General features: G+C 67.3%; 14 protein-coding genes and 8 tRNA genes. 16 read left to right on the top strand and 6 right to left on the bottom strand.

From position 1 onward, the window contains the following. Positions 1 to 111 precede the first annotated feature (111 nt). The 5 genes from ppx to GGR64_RS04380 form a co-directional block, all read right to left on the bottom strand. The gene (gene ppx / locus GGR64_RS04400) at positions 112 to 1,638 is read right to left on the bottom strand and encodes an exopolyphosphatase (protein ID WP_160966165.1); all 1,527 of its coding nucleotides are present in this window, start codon (positions 1,636 to 1,638) and stop codon (positions 112 to 114) included. A 55-nt stretch (positions 1,639 to 1,693) separates the two neighbouring features. Continuing rightward, positions 1,694 to 3,793, bottom strand: a complete 2,100-nt coding sequence (ppk1, locus tag GGR64_RS04395) for a polyphosphate kinase 1 (RefSeq protein WP_160966167.1) — start codon at positions 3,791 to 3,793, stop codon at positions 1,694 to 1,696. An 11-nt stretch (positions 3,794 to 3,804) separates the two neighbouring features. Next, positions 3,805 to 5,130 (bottom strand): phosphate regulon sensor histidine kinase PhoR, encoded by a 1,326-nt coding sequence (phoR, locus tag GGR64_RS04390; protein ID WP_160966169.1) that lies wholly within the window; start codon positions 5,128 to 5,130, stop codon positions 3,805 to 3,807. Between the two features lie 64 nt (positions 5,131 to 5,194). Next, positions 5,195 to 5,884 carry a phosphate regulon transcriptional regulator PhoB gene (phoB, locus tag GGR64_RS04385; protein WP_160959358.1) on the bottom strand — a complete coding sequence of 230 codons (690 nt, stop codon included), beginning with the start codon at positions 5,882 to 5,884 and terminating at the stop codon, positions 5,195 to 5,197. Between the two features lie 83 nt (positions 5,885 to 5,967). Next, positions 5,968 to 7,611 carry a M48 family metalloprotease gene (locus GGR64_RS04380; protein ID WP_184644127.1) on the bottom strand — a complete coding sequence of 548 codons (1,644 nt, stop codon included), beginning with the start codon at positions 7,609 to 7,611 and terminating at the stop codon, positions 5,968 to 5,970. Between the two features lie 149 nt (positions 7,612 to 7,760). Between GGR64_RS04380 and grxC the strand changes: the two genes are divergently transcribed. The 3 genes from grxC (at position 7,761) to GGR64_RS04365 (ending at position 9,652) form a co-directional block, all read left to right on the top strand. Beyond that, complete coding sequence (grxC, locus tag GGR64_RS04375; protein WP_184644125.1) at positions 7,761 to 8,072, top strand: glutaredoxin 3; 312 nt, start codon at positions 7,761 to 7,763, stop codon at positions 8,070 to 8,072. A gap of 74 nt (positions 8,073 to 8,146) precedes the next feature. Further along, positions 8,147 to 8,479: a carboxymuconolactone decarboxylase family protein gene (locus tag GGR64_RS04370; protein WP_221236086.1), complete on the top strand. Its 333-nt coding sequence runs from the start codon at positions 8,147 to 8,149 to the stop codon at positions 8,477 to 8,479. A gap of 165 nt (positions 8,480 to 8,644) precedes the next feature. Beyond that, positions 8,645 to 9,652 (top strand): isocitrate dehydrogenase, encoded by a 1,008-nt coding sequence (locus GGR64_RS04365; RefSeq protein ID WP_184644121.1) that lies wholly within the window; start codon positions 8,645 to 8,647, stop codon positions 9,650 to 9,652. Between the two features lie 134 nt (positions 9,653 to 9,786). On the opposite strand, the gene GGR64_RS04360 is transcribed toward GGR64_RS04365, so the two are convergent. Continuing rightward, the gene (locus GGR64_RS04360) at positions 9,787 to 10,587 is read right to left on the bottom strand and encodes a Bax inhibitor-1/YccA family protein (protein WP_160966179.1); all 801 of its coding nucleotides are present in this window, start codon (positions 10,585 to 10,587) and stop codon (positions 9,787 to 9,789) included. A 155-nt stretch (positions 10,588 to 10,742) separates the two neighbouring features. Here GGR64_RS04360 and GGR64_RS04355 point away from each other — a divergent pair. The 13 genes from GGR64_RS04355 (at position 10,743) to GGR64_RS04295 (ending at position 18,580) form a co-directional block, all read left to right on the top strand. After that, a tRNA-Pro gene (locus GGR64_RS04355) sits at positions 10,743 to 10,819 on the top strand. Positions 10,820 to 10,863: 44 nt separating this feature from the next. Further along, positions 10,864 to 10,940 (top strand) — tRNA-Arg (locus GGR64_RS04350). 35 nt (positions 10,941 to 10,975) lie between these two features. Continuing rightward, a tRNA-His gene (locus tag GGR64_RS04345) sits at positions 10,976 to 11,052 on the top strand. 75 nt (positions 11,053 to 11,127) lie between these two features. Then, positions 11,128 to 11,203, top strand: a tRNA-Lys gene (locus tag GGR64_RS04340). Between the two features lie 90 nt (positions 11,204 to 11,293). Then, positions 11,294 to 11,378, top strand: a tRNA-Leu gene (locus tag GGR64_RS04335). Between the two features lie 191 nt (positions 11,379 to 11,569). Next, complete coding sequence (tig, locus tag GGR64_RS04330; RefSeq protein ID WP_184644119.1) at positions 11,570 to 12,865, top strand: trigger factor; 1,296 nt, start codon at positions 11,570 to 11,572, stop codon at positions 12,863 to 12,865. Between the two features lie 141 nt (positions 12,866 to 13,006). Continuing rightward, entirely contained in the window at positions 13,007 to 13,633 is a 627-nt protein-coding gene (clpP, locus tag GGR64_RS04325; protein WP_017907831.1) for an ATP-dependent Clp endopeptidase proteolytic subunit ClpP, read from the top strand. 128 nt (positions 13,634 to 13,761) lie between these two features. Further along, positions 13,762 to 15,048: an ATP-dependent Clp protease ATP-binding subunit ClpX gene (gene clpX, locus GGR64_RS04320; RefSeq protein ID WP_160966183.1), complete on the top strand. Its 1,287-nt coding sequence runs from the start codon at positions 13,762 to 13,764 to the stop codon at positions 15,046 to 15,048. Positions 15,049 to 15,226: 178 nt separating this feature from the next. Further along, complete coding sequence (lon, locus tag GGR64_RS04315) at positions 15,227 to 17,695, top strand: endopeptidase La (RefSeq protein WP_160966185.1); 2,469 nt, start codon at positions 15,227 to 15,229, stop codon at positions 17,693 to 17,695. Positions 17,696 to 17,878: 183 nt separating this feature from the next. Beyond that, on the top strand, positions 17,879 to 18,196 hold the full coding sequence (locus GGR64_RS04310) for an HU family DNA-binding protein (protein ID WP_228135976.1): 318 nt from the start codon (positions 17,879 to 17,881) through the stop codon (positions 18,194 to 18,196). An 11-nt stretch (positions 18,197 to 18,207) separates the two neighbouring features. Further along, positions 18,208 to 18,282, top strand: a tRNA-Val gene (locus GGR64_RS04305). Positions 18,283 to 18,309: 27 nt separating this feature from the next. Further along, positions 18,310 to 18,386 (top strand) — tRNA-Asp (locus GGR64_RS04300). 117 nt (positions 18,387 to 18,503) lie between these two features. Further along, positions 18,504 to 18,580 (top strand) — tRNA-Asp (locus GGR64_RS04295). Positions 18,581 to 18,676 lie beyond the last annotated feature (96 nt).

Below are 18,676 nucleotides of genomic sequence, written 5' to 3'. Positions count from 1 at the left end.
TCCCGCCCGAATCCCGAATCCCGAATCCCGAATCCCGAATCCCGAATCCCGAATCCCGAATCCCGAATCCCGAATCCCGAATCCCGAATCCCGAATCCCGAATCCCGGCCCTCAAGCCACGAACGGCCGGAAATTGATCCCCAGCCCGGCCATGCCCTCGACTTCGCCGATCAGGTCGGCGCGCTGCAGCGGCCGCGATTCGATCCACGGCTGCGACAGGATCAGGTGCAGGTTGGCGCCGTCGGCCTTCAGTTCCAGCGCGGGGATCGGATCGGCCTCGTGCGCGCGGTGCAGCAGCACCGCCAGGCGCAGCAGCGCGGCCTTGCGCTTGGCGCTGAGCAGCAGGCGGTCGGGCAGCGCGTCGAACGCGGTCTTGGAGACGTTGCGGCGGTGCGTGCGCACCAGCGTGGCCAGCACCTGCTGCTCCTGCCGCGAGAAGCCGGCGATGTCCGAGTGCTCCAGCACGTAGGCACCGTGCACGTGGTACTGGCTGTGCGCGATGGCCTGGCCGAGTTCGTGCAGGCGCGCGGCCCAGCCGAGCATGCGCGCGTCGTCGGCATCCAGCGCCCAGTCGCCGGCGACCTGCTCGAACAGCGCCATCGCGGTGTGCTCCACGCGCGCGGCCTGCGCCTCGTCGATGCCGTAGCGCTGGGTGAGCGCGGCGATCGCGGTTTCGCGCGGATCGTTCTCGCCGCCGCGGCCGAGCATGTCGTAGAGGATGCCTTCGCGCATGGCCGCCTTGCTCACCATCAGCCGTTGCAGGCCCAGCGCCTGGAACGCCGCCTCCAGCACCAGCACGCCGCCGGCGATGATCGGCCGGCGGTCGGCGGACAGGCCGGGCAGGTCGATGTCCTCGATGCGCTTGGCCAGCAGCAGGCGGTCGCGCAGTTGCGGCAGCGCCTCGGCGGTGATCGCGCCCTTGGTCAGCTTCATCGCCGCGCAGATCTCGCCGATCGCCTTGTGCGTGCCAGACGAGCCGAGTGCCTCATGCCAGCCCAGCGCACGGTACTGCCCCGCGAACTGCTGGAACTCGGCGCCGATCTCGGTCAGCGCGTCCTTCCACTTCTTCCTGGACAGCTTGCCGCCCGGGAAGAAGCGTCGCGTGCTGGCGATGCAGCCGGCCTGCAGGCTCTCGCGTTCCAGGGTCTGGAAGCCGCTGCCGATGATGAACTCGGTGGAGCCGCCGCCGATGTCGATGACCAGGCGGCGTTCGTCCGGCTTGGGCGGCTGCGCGTGGGCCACGCCGAGGTAGATCAGGCGCGCTTCCTCGCGACCGCTGACTACTTCGATCGGATGGCCGAGCGCGGTCTCGCCGGGAATCAGGAAGGTCTGCGGCGAGCGCAGCTGGCGCACGGTGTTGGTGGCCAGCGCGCGCACGCGCAGCGAAGGCAGGTCGCGGATGCGCTGGCCGAAGCGCGCCAGGCATTCCAGCGCGCGCTGTCGCGCGTCGGCGGACAGCCCGCCCTTGTTGTCCAAGCCGTCGGCCATGCGCACGGTCTCGCGCAGGCGGTCCACCACCCGCAGCTGCCCGAGCTGATAGCGGGCGATGACCATGTGGAAACTGTTGGAACCCAGGTCGATGGCGGCCAGTAGGTCGTCGTCGCGCAGCGGCGGATGAGTGGGGGAGGTGGCAGGCATGGCGGAATGGTAGCCGATGCGCGGCGCGCGCCGTTGGCGCGACGCCGCGCTGCGCTCAGAGCCCGTCGAGCAGGGCCAGCTGCGCCGAGTGCGGCGGCTGGTCCTGGCCCGGGGCCAGCTTGCGGTAGTTGCCGTCGGCGTCCAGTTCCCAGGCGTTGAGATTGTCGGCCAGGTAGTTCTGCAGCACCTCGCGGTGGATGCGCTTGACCAGGTCCGGATCGAGGATCGGGAAGCCGGTCTCCACGCGCCGCAGCAGGTTGCGTTCCAGCCAGTCGGCGCTGGCGCAGAACAGTTCCGGCGCGCCGTCGTTGCCGAACCAGTAGACCCGGCTGTGCTCGAGGAAGCGGCCGACGATCGAGCGCACCCGGATGTTGTCGGACACGCCCGGCACGCCGGGGCGCAGGGTGCAGGCGCCGCGCACGATCAGGTCGATCTTGACCCCGGCCTGCGAGGCGGCGTACAGCGCGCGGATCACCTGCGGCTCGTTGAGCGCGTTCATCTTGGCGATGATGCGGCCCGGGCGGCCGGCGTGCGCCAGCTTGGTCTCGCGTTCGATCCGGTGCAGCACGCCCGGGTGCAGGGTGAAGGGCGATTGCAGCAGGCGCTTGAGGCGGATCTTCGGTGCCAGGCCGGACAACTGCTGGAACAGCAGGTGCACGTCGTTGCCGATGTCCACGTCGGAGGTGATCAGGCTCAGGTCGGTGTAGGCGCGTGCGGTGCCGCTGTGGTAGTTGCCGGTGCCCAGGTGCACGTAGCGGCGCAGCTTGCGGCCCTCGCGGCGCACGATCAGCAGCATCTTGGCGTGGGTCTTGTAGCCGACCACGCCGTACACCACCTGCACGCCGGCTTCCTGCAGGCGGTCGGCCAGGCCCAGGTTGGCCTCTTCGTCGAAGCGCGCGCGCAGCTCCACCACCACGGTGACGTCCTTGCCGTTGCGCGCGGCCAGCACCAGCGCATCGACGATCGCCGAGTCCTTGCCGGTGCGGTACAGGGTCTGCTTGATCGCCAGCACGTTGGGGTCGATCGCGGCCTGCTTGATCAGGTCCAGCACCGCGGTGAAGGCGTCGAACGGGTGGTGCAGCAGCACGTCGCCGGCGGCGGCGATCTCGAAGATGCCTTCGCTGTCGCGCAGGGTGCGCGGGTTCATCGCCGGATACTTCAGGTCCGGGCGCTGCACCAGGTCGTAGACCTGGTTGACCCGGCTCAGGTTGACCGGGCCGTTGATGCGGTAGACCGCGTTCTCCGGCAATTCGAAGTTCTGCAGCAGGGTGCGCACGATCGACTTCGGGCAGTCCTCGGCGATCTCCAGCCGCACCGCCGGCCGGTAGCCGCGGTTGACCAGTTCGTCGCGCAGCGCCAGCGCCAGGTTCTCCACTTCCTCCTCGTCCACCACCAGTTCGGAGTTGCGGGTGACGCGGAACTGGTAGGAGCCCATCACCTCCATGCCCGGGAACAGTTCGTCGACGAAGGTGGACAGCACCGAGGACAGGAACACGAAACTCTGCCCGCCCTCGGACAGGCTTTCCGGCAACTGGATGATGCGCGGCAGCGAGCGCGGCGCGCGCACGATCGCCAGGTGGCCGACGCGGCCGAACGCGTCGGTGCCCTTGAGCACCACCACGATGTTCAGCGACTTGTTGAGGATCTTCGGGAACGGATGCGCCGGGTCCAGGCCCAGCGGCGACAGCACCGGCATGATCTCGTTGCGGAAGTAGGCGCGCAGCCAGCGCTTCTGCCGCGCGTTCCAGGAATGGCGGCCGAGCACGCCGATGCCGGCGTCCTTCAGTGCCGGGCGCAGCACCTCGTTCCAGCAGCGGTACTGCTGGTCGACCAGTTGCGCGGCGCGGTCGTGGATGGAGGTGAGGATGGCGCTGGGGCTCATCCCGTCCGGCGCCGGCGGCAGCCCGAACTCCTGCGCGTGGCGCACGGTGGCGGCGCGGATCTCGAAGAATTCGTCGAGGTTGGTGCAGGAGATGCACAGGAAGCGCAGCCGCTCCAGCAACGGCACCTGCGGGTCCTGCGCCTGCGCCAGTACCCGAAAATTGAAGTCCAGTTGCGACAGTTCGCGGTTGATGTACAACGCGGGATCGCGCAGCGGGTCGCTGGGAATGTCCGGTGGCGGCGTGGGCGGCAGGGCAGGGGCGCGGCGGGGCATGGCGATACTCGTTAGACGGAGGTCAGGGTGGCATGGTCGTGCCGCGGATGCACGCGCCCGGCGCCGAAGTGGCAGGAGAAGGTGCTGCCCTTGCCGACTTCGCTCTCGATCTCCAGTCGCGCCTGATGCAGACCGAGCACGTGCTTGACGATCGACAGGCCCAGGCCGGTGCCGCCGCTCTCGCGCGAACGGCTGCTGGAGACGCGGTAGAAGCGCTCGGTGATCCGCGGCAGATGGTGCGCGGGAATGCCGTAGCCGCTGTCGCGCACCGACAGCACCGCGCCGTCGCCTTCGCGGGCGAAGCGGATGCGGATGGTGCCGCCGGCCGCGGTGTAGCGCACCGCGTTGGTGACCAGGTTGGAGAAGGCGCTGTGCAGTTCCTTGTTGGAGCCGACCAGGTCGCAATCGGCCTCGTCGTGGACCTCGATGCGGTGCCGGCCCTGGCTGTGCGCCTCGGCCTCGCGGCGCAGCGTGGCCAGCATTGGCGCCATCGCGATCGACTCCTCGTTGGCGTGCTCCTGCGATTCCAGCCGCGACAGGGTCAGCAGGTCCTCGACCAGTTGGGTCATGCGCTGCGACTGCTTGCGCATCTCGGCGATCATCGGCCCCGAGTCCGGGAAGTCCTCCGGATCGAGCATGTCCAGGTAGCCATGAACCACGGTCAGCGGCGTGCGCAGCTCGTGCGAGACGTTGGCGACGAAATCGCGGCGCACCTGCTCCAGCTGCAGCAGCTTGCTGACGTCGCGTGCGACCAGCAGCCAGTGGTCGTCGGAATAGGGGATCAGGCGCAGGTTCAGGCGCAGGCGGTCGTCGACCGGCGAGGGCATGTCCAGCATCGGTTCGGCGTTGCGGCCGCCGCTGAGCCAGTGCGCCAGCGGCATCGGCTGCAAGCGCTCCACCACCGGCGCGCCGAGGTCGCCAGGGTGGCGCAGGCCGAGCAGGGTGCCGGCCGCCTCGTTGAACCACTGGATGCGCTGGCTGTTGCGGTCCACCACCACCACCGCGTCGGGCAGCGCCGCGGCGGCGGCGCGGTAGGCGCGCAGCATGTCCAGCAGGCGCCGCTTGCGCACGCGCATTTCCGCCTGGCTGCGGTACAGCAGCCGGTCCAGCTCGTTCCACACCCCGGTGCCGGCCGGCGGCTCCCAGCGCTGGCGCGCGGTCAGCCGCCGCAGCACCCGCCGCAGCCGCCAGTAGTGCCAGCCCATCACCCCCAGCGACATCAGGGTCAGCGCCATCCACACATGGCCGCCGATCCAGCCGACCAGCAACGCCAGCAACAACATGCCGGCGAGCGTGCCGAGGGTCTTCAACCAGGCGGAGCGGATGTGGCGGGGCATCGGGAACGCACTCTGTCGCAAAGGATCGTGATCCGTCCGCCGTTATAGCAGGCGAAGCCGGCGGTCAGATGGACGCAGAGAAGCGATAGCCGGAACCGCGGACGGTCTGCACCATGTTTTCCACCGCGAACGGTTCCAGCGTCTTGCGCAGGCGGCGGATGTGCACGTCGATGGTGCGCTCTTCCACGTAGACGCTGCCGCCCCAGACGTGGTCGAGCAGTTGCGCGCGGCTGTACACGCGCTCGGGATGGGTCATGAAGAAATGCAGCAGGCGGTACTCGGTCGGGCCGATCGGCACCGGCGCCTCGCCGGCGAACACCCGGTGCGCCGCGCCGTCGATGCGCAGGCTGCCGACCGAGACGCTGCCGTCCTCGTCGTCCTCGCGGGTGCGGCGCATCACCGCGCGGATCCGCGCCAGCAGTTCGCGCGCGGAGAACGGCTTGACCACGTAGTCGTCGACGCCGGCCTCCAGGCCGCCGACGCGGTCGTTCTCCTCGCCGCGGGCGGTGAGCATGATGATCGGCACTTCGCGGGTCATCGCATCCTTGCGCCAGCGCCGGGCCAGTTCCAGGCCGCTGGTGCCGGGCAGCATCCAGTCCAGCAGGATCAGGTCCGGGACCCGGTCGGCGATCGAGGTCTGCGCCTCGCGGGCATCGCCGGCATGCACCGGCTCGAAGTCGCCCTTGCGCAGGGCGAACGCGACCATGTCGCGGATGGCCGGTTCGTCGTCGACGATCAGGATGCGTTTCTGCACAACGGCACCGTGGAACTGGGGAGGAAGGTCGCCAGTAGACTACGGTTTTATTACGGTTGAGTGACGCCTGACACGGGCGCGTTTCAGCGCCGTTGCATGTCCGGGTCCTGCACGCCCTGGCGGCGCAGTTCCAGCACCGTCGGGGTGATCGCGGCGATCCGCGCATCGATGCGCGCGCGCGCCACGTAGTCCAGGTCGTTGCGCTTCTTCAGGTTGCTGAGCTGGATCAGTGCCTGCTCCGGGTGCCCGTTCAGGTAGGCGGCCTCGGCATAGGCCTCGCCGGCGCGGGTGTCGTCGCCGGCCAGTTCGCAGGCGCGGGCGAAGGTGCGCTGGAACACCGGATCCTCCGCGGCGGCCCCGAGCAGCGGCCGCAGCACCGCCTGGGCGCGCTGGCCGGCCTGGCGGCCGCCCTGTTCGTTGAGGGCGGTCGCATAGCTCAGCGCCACCGCCCGATTGCTGGGCATGCGCTTGACCAGCGCCTCGAAGCGCTGGTCGGCGGCCTGGTTGCGGCCGGCCTTGGCCTCGGCCTCGGCCACCGCCACGGTCAGCCACCAGTTGTCCGGGTGCGCCTCCAGCAGGCTTTCCAGCGTCTGCGCGACGTCCTGCGCGCTGCCGCCGCCGCGCAGCCGGGCCAGCGCCAGGCCGTAGCGCTGGGCGTCGCTCAGGCCTTGCTTGCTGCCCTGGCGCAGGCCTTCGTACTCGCGGATCGCATCGGCCGGGGTGTTGGCGCTGAATACCCGCAGCCGCTCGCGGGCCCACGCGAACTGGCCGCTGGGGCCACGCGCGTAGTCGGCGAACGGCAGCTGCAGGCCGCCCGGCAGCAGCGGGTTGCTGGGGGCGCCCAGCGGCTGGCTCAGCGACACGTCGTTCGGATCGACCCGCTCCTTCAGGGTGCCGCCGGGCACGCTGGTGGTCACGGTCAGGGTGTTCTTCTTCATCTGCTCGGCGCGTTCGCGCGCCTCGCTGATGCGGGTGGTGGTGACCGGGTGGGTCATCAGGAAGTCGGGAGTGCTGTAGCCGCCCTGGTTGCCGCGCATCGCCAGCGACATGCGCTCGAAGAAGCCGGCCATCGCATCGACGTCGTAGCCGCTGCGCGCCAGGGTGCGGATACCCAGGCGGTCGGCCTCCGATTCGTTGGAGCGGGTGTAGTCGATCTGCCGCTGCTGCATCAGCCCCAGGCCGCTGGCGATCGCCGCCTGGGTGGCGTCGCCGCTGGAGCGCCCGCCGGCCTGCTGCGCCGCGACCACCGCGGCGAGCATGCCGAGCAGGATCGGGATCTGGTCGCGCTGCGCCCGCTCCACTCCGCGCAGCACGTGCTGCTGGGTGACGTGGGCGATTTCGTGCGACAGCACCGCGGCGACCTCGTCCTCGCGTTCGGCGGTCAGCACCAGGCCGGCGTTGACCGCCACGTAGCCGCCGAGGGTGGCGAAGGCGTTGATCTGGCGGTCGCGCAACATGAAGAAGGTGAACTTCTGCTGCGGCTGGTCGCTGTTGGCGCCGAGCCGGGTGCCCATGGTCTGCAGCCAGTCGTCGATCAGCGGATCCTCGAGCACGTAGCCGTAGCTGCGCAGCTCGGCCAGCATCATCTTGCCGTACTCGGCCTGGCGCGCTGGGGTCAGCAGCTCGCCGGCCGAGGAGCCGATGTCCGGCAGCTTGTTCTCCTGGGCCGGCGCCACGGCGCAGGCGGTGGCCAGGGTGATCGCGAAGGCGAGCGGCAGCAGGCGCAAGACGGGCTCCAGGAGGGCAGGCGGACGCCGGGTGGCGTCCGGGACGACGGTGAATCCGGGATGATTCGCAGTGTTGCGGCAGCGGCCTCGAAAATCCACCCGGCCGCTACCATAGTGACTTGGACCTTCTACACCGCCCGGAGTTTCCCGTGGACAACCCAACGACCGATACCAGCCACGCCGGCGGCGCGCCGATCACCCTCTATTCCACCGCGATCTGCCCGTATTGCGTGGCGGCCAAGAACTTCCTCAAGAGCAAGGGCCGCACCTGGAACGAGGTGCGGATCGACCTGGATCCGGCCGAGCGCGAGAAGATGGTCGCACTGGCGCGGCGCACCAGCGTCCCGCAGATCTTCGTCGGCGACGTCCATGTCGGCGGTTACGACGACATGATGGCGCTGCACCGCGCTGGCAAGCTGGAGCCGCTGCTCGACGGCCACGCCCCCGAGGCGCAGGCGTGAGCGGCGCCGCAACGGGCGAGGGCGGCGCATCCGGGTCGGACCGGGTCCGCGAGTTCACCGAGTTCCGCCAGCGCATGAACCAGCGCATCCTGGCCGAGCCGAACCAGGTGGTGCGGCGCTTCTTCGCGCTCGACACCCAGACCTACCAGGCCGGCGCGCTGGACGTGAAGACCAAGGAACTGCTCGGCTTGGTCGCCTCGCTGGTACTGCGTTGCGACGACTGCATCAGCTACCACGTGGCCCAGTGCAAGGAGGCCGGGGTCAGTCGCGAGGAGTTCTTCGAGACTTTCTCGGTGGGCCTGGTGGTCGGTGGGTCGATCGTGATCCCGCACCTGCGCCGTGCGGTGGACTTCCTCGACACGCTGGAGGCCGGCGCCGCCGCCCCGGCGCAGCACGCGCACGACTGAGCCCGCCCCGGGCTGCCCCGATGGCCGCCGGCGTCCGACGCCGACGGCCGTTCGGTTTTGGGCGCCTTCACCGGCTTCGGGCATAATTACCACTGAAACCTCCTTGCGCCTGCAGCCCCGGTTCCCGGGCGGCGCTCCCCCCTCTTGTACGGAAACCGCAACCCTATGACGCAGACAATCACGGTCATCCGTGGCGATGGCATCGGCCCGGAGATCATGGACGCCACGCTGTTCGTGCTCGACGCGCTGAGCGCCGGCCTCACCTACGAATACGCCGATGCGGGCCTGGTGGCGCTGGAGAAGCACGGCGACCTGCTGCCGGCCGCCACGCTGGAGTCGATCCGCAAGAACAAGGTGGCGCTGAAGAGCCCGCTGACCACGCCGGTGGGCGAGGGCTTCAGCTCGATCAACGTGGCCATGCGCCGCCAGTTCGACCTGTACGCCAACGTGCGTCCGGCCAAGTCGTTCCCGAACACCAAGTCGCGCTTCGGCGCCGGCGTGGACCTGATCACCGTGCGCGAGAACACCGAAGGCGCCTACCTGAGCGAAGGCCAGGAAGTGTCGGCCGACGGCGAGACCGCGCTGTCCATGGCCAAGGTGACCCGCAAGGGTTCCGAGCGCATCGTGCGCTACGCCTTCGACCTGGCCCGTGCGACCGGCCGCAAGAAGGTCACCGCGGTGCACAAGGCCAACATCATCAAGTCCACCTCGGGTCTGTTCCTGAAGGTGGCGCGCGAAGTGGCGGCGAACTACCCGGAGATCGAATTCCAGGAAATGATCGTCGACAACGCGTGCATGCAACTGGTGATGCGCCCGGAGCAGTTCGACATCATCGTCACCACCAACCTGTTCGGCGACATCCTGTCGGACCTGTGCGCCGGCCTGGTCGGCGGCCTGGGCCTGGCCCCGGGCGCCAACATCGGCGTGGACGCGGCGATCTTCGAAGCCGTGCACGGCTCGGCCCCGGACATCGCCGGGCAGGGCAAGGCCAACCCGTGCGCGCTGCTGCTGGGTGCGGCACAGCTGCTGGACCATGTCGGCCAGCCGCAGAACGCCGAGCGCCTGCGCAACGCCATCGTCGCCACGCTGGAAGCCAAGGACGGGCTGACCCCGGACCTGGGCGGCAGCGGCAACACCATGGGCTTCGCCAAGGCTATCGCCAGCCGCCTCTGAGCGCGCCGGAAGATCGCAAACAAGAAAGGGCGCCTCAGGGCGCCCTTTCTTTTGCTAGGAAGTTGTCCGAAACCACATCCGCAGATCGGTCAAGGGGAGTCGCTCTTACGATTCCCCAATCCCGATTCCCGGCTTCAATTCCGCGACTGCAGCTTCGACAGCAAGCGCAGGAACTCCACATACAGCCACACCAGCGTGACCATCAGGCCGAACGCGCCGTACCACTCCATGTACTTGGGGGCGCCCTGTTCGACGCCGCTCTCGATGAAGTCGAAGTCCAGCACCAGGTTCAGGGCCGCCACCACCACCACGAACAGGCTGAACAGGATGCCGACCGTGCCGGAGGCGTGGATGTAGGGAATCTGGATGTTGAAGAAGCCCAGCACCATGGTCGCCAGGTACACCAGGGCAATGCCGCCGGTGGCCGCGACCACGCCCAGCTTGAAGTTCTCGGTGGCCTTGATCATGCCGCTGCGGTAGGCGAACAGCAGCGCGAACAAGGTGCCGAAGGTCAGCAACACCGCCTGCAGCACGATGCCGTTGAAGCGGTGCTCGTAGACCGCCGAGATCGAGCCCAGGAAGAAACCTTCCACCAGCGCGTACAGCGGCGCGGTGATCGGCGACCATTCCTTCTTGAAGATCGTGATCAGGGCCAGGATGAAGCCACCGATGGCGCCGCCCAGCGCGTAGCCGGCCACGCCCGGGGCGATCATCTCGTTGCCCGCGGCGTCGACCGAGAGCGACTGGCTCCAGGCGAACACGGCGGTGAGCACGGTCAGCATCAACAGCACGCCGGTCTTGTTGGCGGTACCGTTCAGGGTCATCGCGCCGCTGTCGCGCGCGACGACCGTGCCGCTGCCGGGCGAGACCACGTTGCCGCTGTGCAGATCGAGGAAGGTGGATTCCTTCAGGGCGGGATTGCCGCTGCGAAGCATGCTGTTTTCTCCTTCAAAAAGTGGCGCTCGGCCGGTGCCGATGGCAAGGCGTGAGCATAGCGCAGGCGATGTTGCGTACATGCGACGTTGACAGCGGGCCTCAGGCTTCCCACAATAGCCGACCTTTCCGGCCTTGGCCGCGAGGGATGTTCCGCCGGGGTATAGCGCAGTCTGGTAGCGCGCCTGCTTTGGGAGCAGGATGTCGGGGGTTCGAATCCCTCTACCCCGACCAATCCGATGTCCAACGGCTGAAAGGAATGCGACAATCCAGCCAGGGCGCCCGTAGCTCAACTGGATAGAGCACCGGCCTTCTAAGCCGGCGGTTACAGGTTCGATTCCTGTCGGGCGCGCCACACCGGCGCCGGGCAGGAGATGCAAGGTTTCAATGGTGGCTGTAGCTCAGTTGGTTAGAGTACTGGATTGTGATTCCAGATGTCGGGGGTTCGAGTCCCCTCAGCCACCCCATTGATCGTGTGACCCGACGCTTCGCGGGTGTTGCAACGAAGCAAAAAAGCACATAGAATGTGCGACTCAGTTTCAGGGCCGTTAGCTCAGTTGGTAGAGCAGTTGACTCTTAATCAATAGGTCCAAGGTTCGAATCCTTGACGGCCCACCAAAACAGAAAGGCACCTGCTCCGGCAGGTGCCTTTTTCTTTACCGGCCGGCCTGCAACAATGTGCCGGCAGGCGCCTTCCGGCGCCGCAGCGCGAAAGTGGCGGAATTGGTAGACGCCCTGGTTTTAGGTACCAGTGCCGCAAGGCGTAGGGGTTCGAGTCCCCTCTTTCGCACCATCCCGATGCCCGTGGACCATGCTCGCGCGGCCACGTCCGGCGTCGCCGCTTCGGGCCTACCGGCCCTGCGCTGGCAGGCGCCGCGGGAATAGGCGAAACTATCCGGCTGCGGCGGCTGTCCCGTGCCCGCGCCAACCCGTACTTTTCTACATCGTGCCGAGAGCCGTGGGCTCCCGGTGGCAGGAGTCCACATGCAAGCTTCGATCGAAACCACCGGTACCCTGGAACGGCGTCTGACCTTCACCCTGCCGGAGGATCGCCTGGAAACCCATGTCGGCGGTCGCCTGCGCGAAGTCGCGCGTACCGCGCGGATCAAGGGCTTCCGTCCGGGCAAGATTCCGGCCAAGGTGATCGAGCAGCGCTTCGGGCCGCAGATCCGCGCCGAGGCGCTGGACGGCCTGCTGCGCGAGACCTTCGACTCGGCCGTGCGCGAGCACGAACTGCGCCTGGCCGGCAATCCGCGCATCGACCGCGCCGGCGACAACGAACTGCAGTTCGTGGCCACTTTCGAAGTGGTGCCGGACTTCGGCGACATCGACGTGTCCACGCTGCAGGTGATCCGCCACACCGCCGAGGTCACCGACGCCGACATCGAGCAGATGATCGAAAACCTGCGCCTGCAGCGCCGCACCTGGCAGCCGGCCGCGCGTCCGGCGCAGGACGGCGACCTGGTGACCCTGGAGACCTGGTCGCAGGTCGGCGACGAGCGCCTGCCGGCCGAGGGCGTGGAGAAGGGCAGCAGCGTGATCGGCTCGGGCGTCATGTTCCCGGCGATCGAGCAGGGCCTGGTCGGCCTGTCCAAGGACGAAGAGAAGACCCTGACCGTCGACTTCCCGGCCGACTGGCGCGTGCCGCAGTTCGCCGGCAAGCAGGTCCAGGTCCACGTGAAGGCGGTCGACGTGGCCGCGCCGGTGTTGCCGGACGTGGACAAGGAGTTCATCAAGAGCTTCGGCGTGAAGAGCGGCGATGCCGAGCAGTTCCGCAAGGACATCCGCATCAACCTCGAGCGCGAGCTCAAGGGCGCGCTGATGAACCGCCTGCGCCGCGAAGTGGGCGAGCAGCTGATCGCCGCCTACGCCTCGGTCGAAATGCCGCCGCGCCTGGTCGAGAACGAAGCGCGCGCGATGCTGGCGCAGCAGGTCGAGCAACTGCGCCGTTCCGGCCGCGACCCGGGCCAGGTGCCTGACGATGCCCACCAGGGCTTCATGGATGCCGCGCGCAAGCGCGTGCTGGTCGGCCTGCTGGTCGGCGAGGTCGCCCGCCGCAACGAACTGCGCCTGGACCCGAAGCGGGTCTCGGAGACGCTGCGCCTGATCGCCTCGACCTACGAAGAGCCGGAACAGGTCATTGAGATGTACCGCAACGACCCCCAATTGATGGGAGGGCTGCAGAGCCGCGTGATGGAAGAGCAGGTGATCGACTGGATCGCCGAGCGCGCCCAGCACACCGAGCAGGCGATGTCGTTCCAGGACGCGATCCGTCAATAAGACGACGCGTCGCCGCCGCGCGCATCCCGGCATGCGCGCGCCGAATCCCGTTTCACTCCCCGCGGCGGCGGGGCGCAACACGATGCGAAGCCCTGTACACCCCCGTACAGGGACCGACCCCGAGCAGCAGGAGATCACCGCGTGGACAATGTGACCAAGGCCTTGAATCTGGTTCCGATGGTGGTCGAGCAGACCAGCCGCGGCGAGCGCGCCTACGACATCTATTCGCGCCTGTTGAAGGAGCGCCTGATCTTCCTGGTCGGCCCGATCGACGATCACATGGCCAATGTGATCGTGGCGCAGCTGCTGTTCCTGGAAGCGGACAATCCGGAGAAGGACATCAGCATCTACATCAACTCGCCGGGCGGCGTGGTCACCGCCGGCATGGCGATCTACGACACCATGCAGTACATCAAGCCGGACGTGAGCACCATCTGCGTTGGCCAGGCCGCCTCGATGGGCGCGCTGCTGCTGGCCTCGGGCGCGGCCGGCAAGCGCTATGCGCTGCCGAACTCGCGGGTGATGATCCACCAGCCGCTGGGCGGCTTCCAGGGCCAGGCCACCGACATCGACATCCACGCGCGCGAGATCCTGACCCTGCGCGCGCGGCTGAACGAAATCCTGGCCAAGCACACCGGCCAGTCGCTGGAGACCATCGCCCGCGACACCGAGCGCGACAACTTCAAGAGCGCCGTCGACGCGCAGGCCTACGGCCTCGTCGACCAGGTTCTGGAGCGTCGCCCGGATGAGTCCATCCAGCCGGCATAAGGCTTGCATGTACTGCTAAACGCAGCGTATTCCGCAGGGCCGGGGTCGGGCTAGCGTCCTCCCGGCCCTGTGCTATTCTCGAAATCGAACCACCGTTCATCGGGTGGGGTAACTGGGTAAGCGAAGCAATGAGCGAAGACCGGCAAGGCCGTTCCGGCGACAGCAACAAGATCCTGTACTGCTCGTTCTGCGGCAAGAGTCAACACGAGGTCCGTAAGCTGATCGCCGGGCCCAGCGTGTTCATCTGCGACGAATGCGTCGAGTTGTGCAACGACATCATCCGCGAGGAGCTCGAGGAGAAGGCGCAGTCGGCACGCAGCAGCCTGCCCAAGCCGCGCGAGATCCTGGAAGTGCTCGACCAGTACGTGATCGGCCAGCAGCGCGCCAAGCGCACGCTTGCCGTGGCCGTGTACAACCACTACAAGCGCATCGAGAGCCGGCAGAAGAACGACGAGGTCGAACTGGCCAAGTCGAACATCCTGCTGGTCGGTCCGACCGGTTCGGGCAAGACGCTGCTGGCCGAGACGCTGGCGCGCCTGCTCAACGTGCCGTTCACCATCGCCGATGCGACCACGCTGACCGAAGCCGGCTATGTCGGCGAGGACGTGGAGAACATCATCCAGAAGCTGCTGCAGAAGTGCGACTACGACGTCGACAAGGCGCAGCAGGGCATCGTCTACATCGACGAGATCGACAAGATCTCGCGCAAGAGCGAAAACCCGTCGATCACCCGCGACGTGTCCGGCGAAGGCGTGCAGCAGGCGCTGCTGAAGCTGATCGAAGGCACGGTCGCCTCGGTGCCGCCGCAGGGCGGGCGTAAGCATCCGCAGCAGGAATTCCTGCAGGTGGACACCAAGAACATCCTGTTCATCTGCGGCGGCGCGTTCGCCGGCCTGGACAAGGTGATCCAGCAGCGCTCCAACGATGCCGGCGGCATCGGCTTCGGTGCCAAGGTCAAGAGTTCCGAGCGCAAGCGCGAGGTCGGCAAGATCCTGGCCGAGGTCGAGCCGGAAGACCTGATCAAGTTCGGCCTGATCCCCGAGTTCGTCGGCCGCCTGCCGGTGGTCGCCACGCTCGAGGAGCTGGACGAGCCGGCGCTGATCAAGATCCTCACCGAGCCGAAGAACGCCATCACCAAGCAGTTCAAGAAGCTGTTCGAGATGGAAGGCGTGGAGCTGGAGTTCCGCCAGGACGCGCTGCTGGCCATCGCCAAGAAGGCGCTCAAGCGCAAGACCGGCGCACGCGGCCTGCGCACCATCGTCGAGTCGGTGCTGCTGGACACGATGTACGAGCTGCCGTCGCAGGAAAACGTCAGCAAGGTGGTGGTGGACGAGTCGGTGATCGAGCACAAGTCCGAGCCGTACCTGATCTACCAGACCCCGCCGGCGCCGCCCAAGGTCGCCTCCGCGGAGTGACCCCGGGCGGGGTGGGCGCGGCGACCTCGTCGCGGCCTCCCTGTGTCTCGGTAAGTTACTGAAAGTAAAAGGGGTTTCTTGCTCCCCTTGCATCGTCCAGCCGATGGCCCCATAACGGGGCCATCGGCGTTTTTATGGCCGCCCGCACCGCGTTCCCGCCTCCCAAATCGGAATCCTTATGGCCCAGTCCCAATCCGAAGTCCTCGACCTGCCGGTCCTGCCGTTGCGCGACGTCGTGGTCTTCCCGCACATGGTCATCCCGCTGTTCGTCGGTCGCGACAAATCCATGCGCGCGCTCGAGCACGCGATGGAGGCCGACAAGCGCATCCTGCTGGTCGCGCAGAAATCCGCTGAGACCGACGATCCGGCGGCGGCCGACCTGTACAACGTCGGCACGTTGGCGCAGGTGCTGCAACTGCTGAAGCTGCCCGATGGCACCATCAAGGTCCTGGTCGAAGGCCTGTCGCGGGTCAGCGTCGACAAGGTCGCCGAGCGCGACGGCGCGCTGCAGGGCGAAGGCCGCGAGATCGACGCCGCCGAATCGCGCGAGGAGCGCGAGGTCGAGGCGATCGCGCGCTCGCTGATGTCGCTGTTCGAGCAGTACGTCAAGACCAACCGCAAGCTGCCGCCGGAGTTGCTGCAGACGTTGTCCGGCATCGACGAGCCCGGCCGCCTGGCCGACACCATCGCCGCGCACATCGGCGTGCGCCTGGCCGACAAGCAGCGCCTGCTGGAAACGCTGGAAGTGGGCGAGCGTCTGGAGATGCTGGTCGGCCTGGTCGACGGCGAGATCGACGTGCAGCAACTGGAAAAGCGCATCCGCGGCCGGGTCAAGTCGCAGATGGAGAAAAGCCAGCGCGAGTACTACCTCAACGAGCAGATGAAGGCGATCCAGAAGGAGCTGGGCGACCTCGACGATGCGCCGGGCGAACTGGAGGAACTGGCGCGCAAGATCGCCGAGGCCGGCATGCCCAAGCCGGTGGAGACCAAGGCCAAGGCCGAACTCAACAAGCTCAAGCAGATGTCGCCGATGTCCGCCGAAGCCGCGGTGGTGCGCAACTACCTCGACTGGCTGCTGGGCGTGCCGTGGAAGAAGCGCAGCAAGGTGCGCAAGGACCTCAAGGTCGCGCAGGAAACCCTCGACGCCGATCACTACGGCCTGGAGAAGGTCAAGGACCGCATCCTCGAGTATCTCGCGGTGCAGTCGCGGGTGAAGCAGATGAAGGGGCCGATCCTGTGCCTGGTCGGGCCGCCGGGCGTGGGCAAGACCTCGCTGGGCCAGTCCATCGCCAAGGCCACCAACCGCAAGTTCGTGCGCATGTCGCTGGGCGGCGTGCGCGACGAGGCGGAGATCCGTGGGCATCGCCGCACCTATGTCGGTTCGATGCCGGGCCGCATCGTGCAGAACCTCAACAAGGTCGGCAGCAAGAATCCGCTGTTCGTGCTCGACGAGATCGACAAGATGTCGATGGACTTCCGCGGCGATCCGTCCTCGGCGCTGCTGGAAGTGCTCGACCCCGAGCAGAACAACGCCTTCAACGACCACTACCTGGAAGTGGATCTGGACCTGTCCGAAGTGATGTTCGTGGCGACCTCCAATTCGCTGAACATCCCGGGCCCGTTGCTGGACCGCATGGAAGTGATCCGCATCCCCGGCTATACCGAGGACGAGAAGCTCAACATCGCCGCACGCTACCTGGTACCCAAGCAGCTCAAGGCCAATGGCCTGAAGCAGGACGAACTGGAGATCGGTGCCGACGCGATCCGCGACATCGTGCGCTACTACACGCGCGAATCCGGCGTGCGTAACCTCGAGCGCGAAGTGGCCAAGATCTGCCGCAAGGTGGTCAAGGAGATCGCCCTGGCCGGTCCGCAGACGGTGGTGCCGGCGAAGAAGGCTGCGGCCAAGAAGGGTGTCGCGCGCAAGGACAAGGCGCGCGTCAGCGTCGGCTCGAAGAACCTGGACAAGTACCTGGGCGTGCGCCGCTACGACTTCGGTCGCGCCGAGGAGCAGAACGAGATCGGCCTGGTGACCGGCCTGGCCTGGACCGAGGTCGGCGGCGATCTGTTGCAGATCGAATCGACCCTGGTGCCGGGCAAGGGCGCGGTGATCCTGACCGGCCAGCTCGGCGACGTGATGAAGGAATCGGCGTCGGCGGCGTTGTCGGTGGTGCGCTCGCGCGCCGAGCGGCTCGGCATCGAGGCGGACTTCCTGCAGAAGCACGACGTGCATCTGCACGTGCCCGATGGCGCCACGCCCAAGGACGGCCCCAGCGCCGGCATCGCGATGGTGACCTCGCTGGTGTCGATGCTGACCAAGGTGCCGGTCCGGTCGGAGGTGGCGATGACCGGTGAGATCACCTTGCGTGGCCGCGTCTCGGCGATCGGCGGACTCAAGGAAAAGTTGCTGGCGGCGCTGCGCGGCGGTATCCGCACCGTGCTGATCCCCGAGGAGAACCGCAAGGATCTGGCCGACATCCCGGAGAACGTCACCCGCGATCTGAAGATCGTGCCGGTGAAGTGGATCGACGAAGTGCTGGATCTGGCCCTGGAGCGTCCGCTTGCGCCCAAGCCCGCCGCCGATGCCGAGCAGGCGCCGTCGCGGCGCAAGCAGAAAGCATCCTCGAACCCGCGCGTCAAGCACTGACGCGCGCTGAACCGTCCCTGCGCACATGGCTCAAACCCGCGCCGTTGCTGGCTTTTCGGCTTGCGCGGGTATGGGCCCGCTGGTATAAATGCAGCGCTTGCGAGCACCGCGAACGGGCGTGCTTGGTAGTGCAAATCATCGATCGGGGTCTCGCCAACGCGAGACAGGCCACGCCGACACCCGATCCTCAATTCCGCGGTCTTCTGCCGCACATGGAGTCATCAAGAAATGAATAAAGCCGAACTGAACGACGCGATCGCCGCTGCCGCCGATATCTCCAAGGCCGAAGCCGGTCGTGCCATCGACGCCTTCGTGTCGGAAGTGACCAAGGCGCTGAAGAAGGGCGACAGCGTCACGCTCGTGGGCTTCGGCACCTTCCAGGTGCGCGACCGTGCCGAGCGTACCGGCCGCAACCCGAAGACCGGCGACTCCATCAAGATCGCGGCGTCGAAGAATCCGACGTTCAAGGCTGGTAAAGCGCTGAAGGATGCCGTAAACTAATCGACTCGCTAGGGTGCTTAGCTCAGCGGTAGAGCGTCTCCTTTACACGGAGAGGGTCGGGGGTTCGAAACCCTCAGCACCCACCAGAGCACCAAGCGACAAGTTTCAAAAGCGGAGTGGTAGTTCAGTCGGTTAGAATGCTGGCCTGTCACGCCGGAGGTCGCGGGTTCGAGTCCCGTCCACTCCGCCAGTTGTACCGAAGCCCCCGAGCGATCGGGGGTTTCGTTTCTCGCAGTCGCCGCCACGCGCCAGCGTCGGCCCGGCCGCTCCGGGAAAGCGGGCCTCGCGCCCGCCTCCGTTCAAACGCGGAGTGGTAGTTCAGTCGGTTAGAATGCTGGCCTGTCACGCCGGAGGTCGCGGGTTCGAGTCCCGTCCACTCCGCCATTTGCACGCGAAACCCCCGAGCGATCGGGGGTTTCTTTTTTTCCGCAGTGCGCTGGTTTCGCCCGGATTCGCCGCCGCGGCGCATGAGCGGCGCGG

The sequence above is a fragment of the Xanthomonas sp. 3307 genome (assembly GCF_014199735.1).
GTDB lineage: Bacteria > Pseudomonadota > Gammaproteobacteria > Xanthomonadales > Xanthomonadaceae > Xanthomonas_A > Xanthomonas_A rydalmerensis.
Note: the sequence above shows the minus strand (reverse complement) of the source record. Positions and strands in the feature narration are given on the sequence as shown.

Coding starts and splice junctions, on each gene's coding strand:
- ppx (WP_160966165.1), bottom strand. CDS start 1,638: ATGCCTGCCACCTCCCCCACTCATCCGCCGCTGCGCGACGACGACCTA.
- ppk1 (WP_160966167.1), bottom strand. CDS start 3,793: ATGCCCCGCCGCGCCCCTGCCCTGCCGCCCACGCCGCCACCGGACATT.
- phoR (WP_160966169.1), bottom strand. CDS start 5,130: ATGCCCCGCCACATCCGCTCCGCCTGGTTGAAGACCCTCGGCACGCTC.
- GGR64_RS04370 (WP_221236086.1), top strand. CDS start 8,147: ATGAACCAGCGCATCCTGGCCGAGCCGAACCAGGTGGTGCGGCGCTTC.
- GGR64_RS04365 (WP_184644121.1), top strand. CDS start 8,645: ATGACGCAGACAATCACGGTCATCCGTGGCGATGGCATCGGCCCGGAG.
- GGR64_RS04360 (WP_160966179.1), bottom strand. CDS start 10,587: ATGCTTCGCAGCGGCAATCCCGCCCTGAAGGAATCCACCTTCCTCGAT.
- tig (WP_184644119.1), top strand. CDS start 11,570: ATGCAAGCTTCGATCGAAACCACCGGTACCCTGGAACGGCGTCTGACC.
- clpX (WP_160966183.1), top strand. CDS start 13,762: ATGAGCGAAGACCGGCAAGGCCGTTCCGGCGACAGCAACAAGATCCTG.
- lon (WP_160966185.1), top strand. CDS start 15,227: ATGGCCCAGTCCCAATCCGAAGTCCTCGACCTGCCGGTCCTGCCGTTG.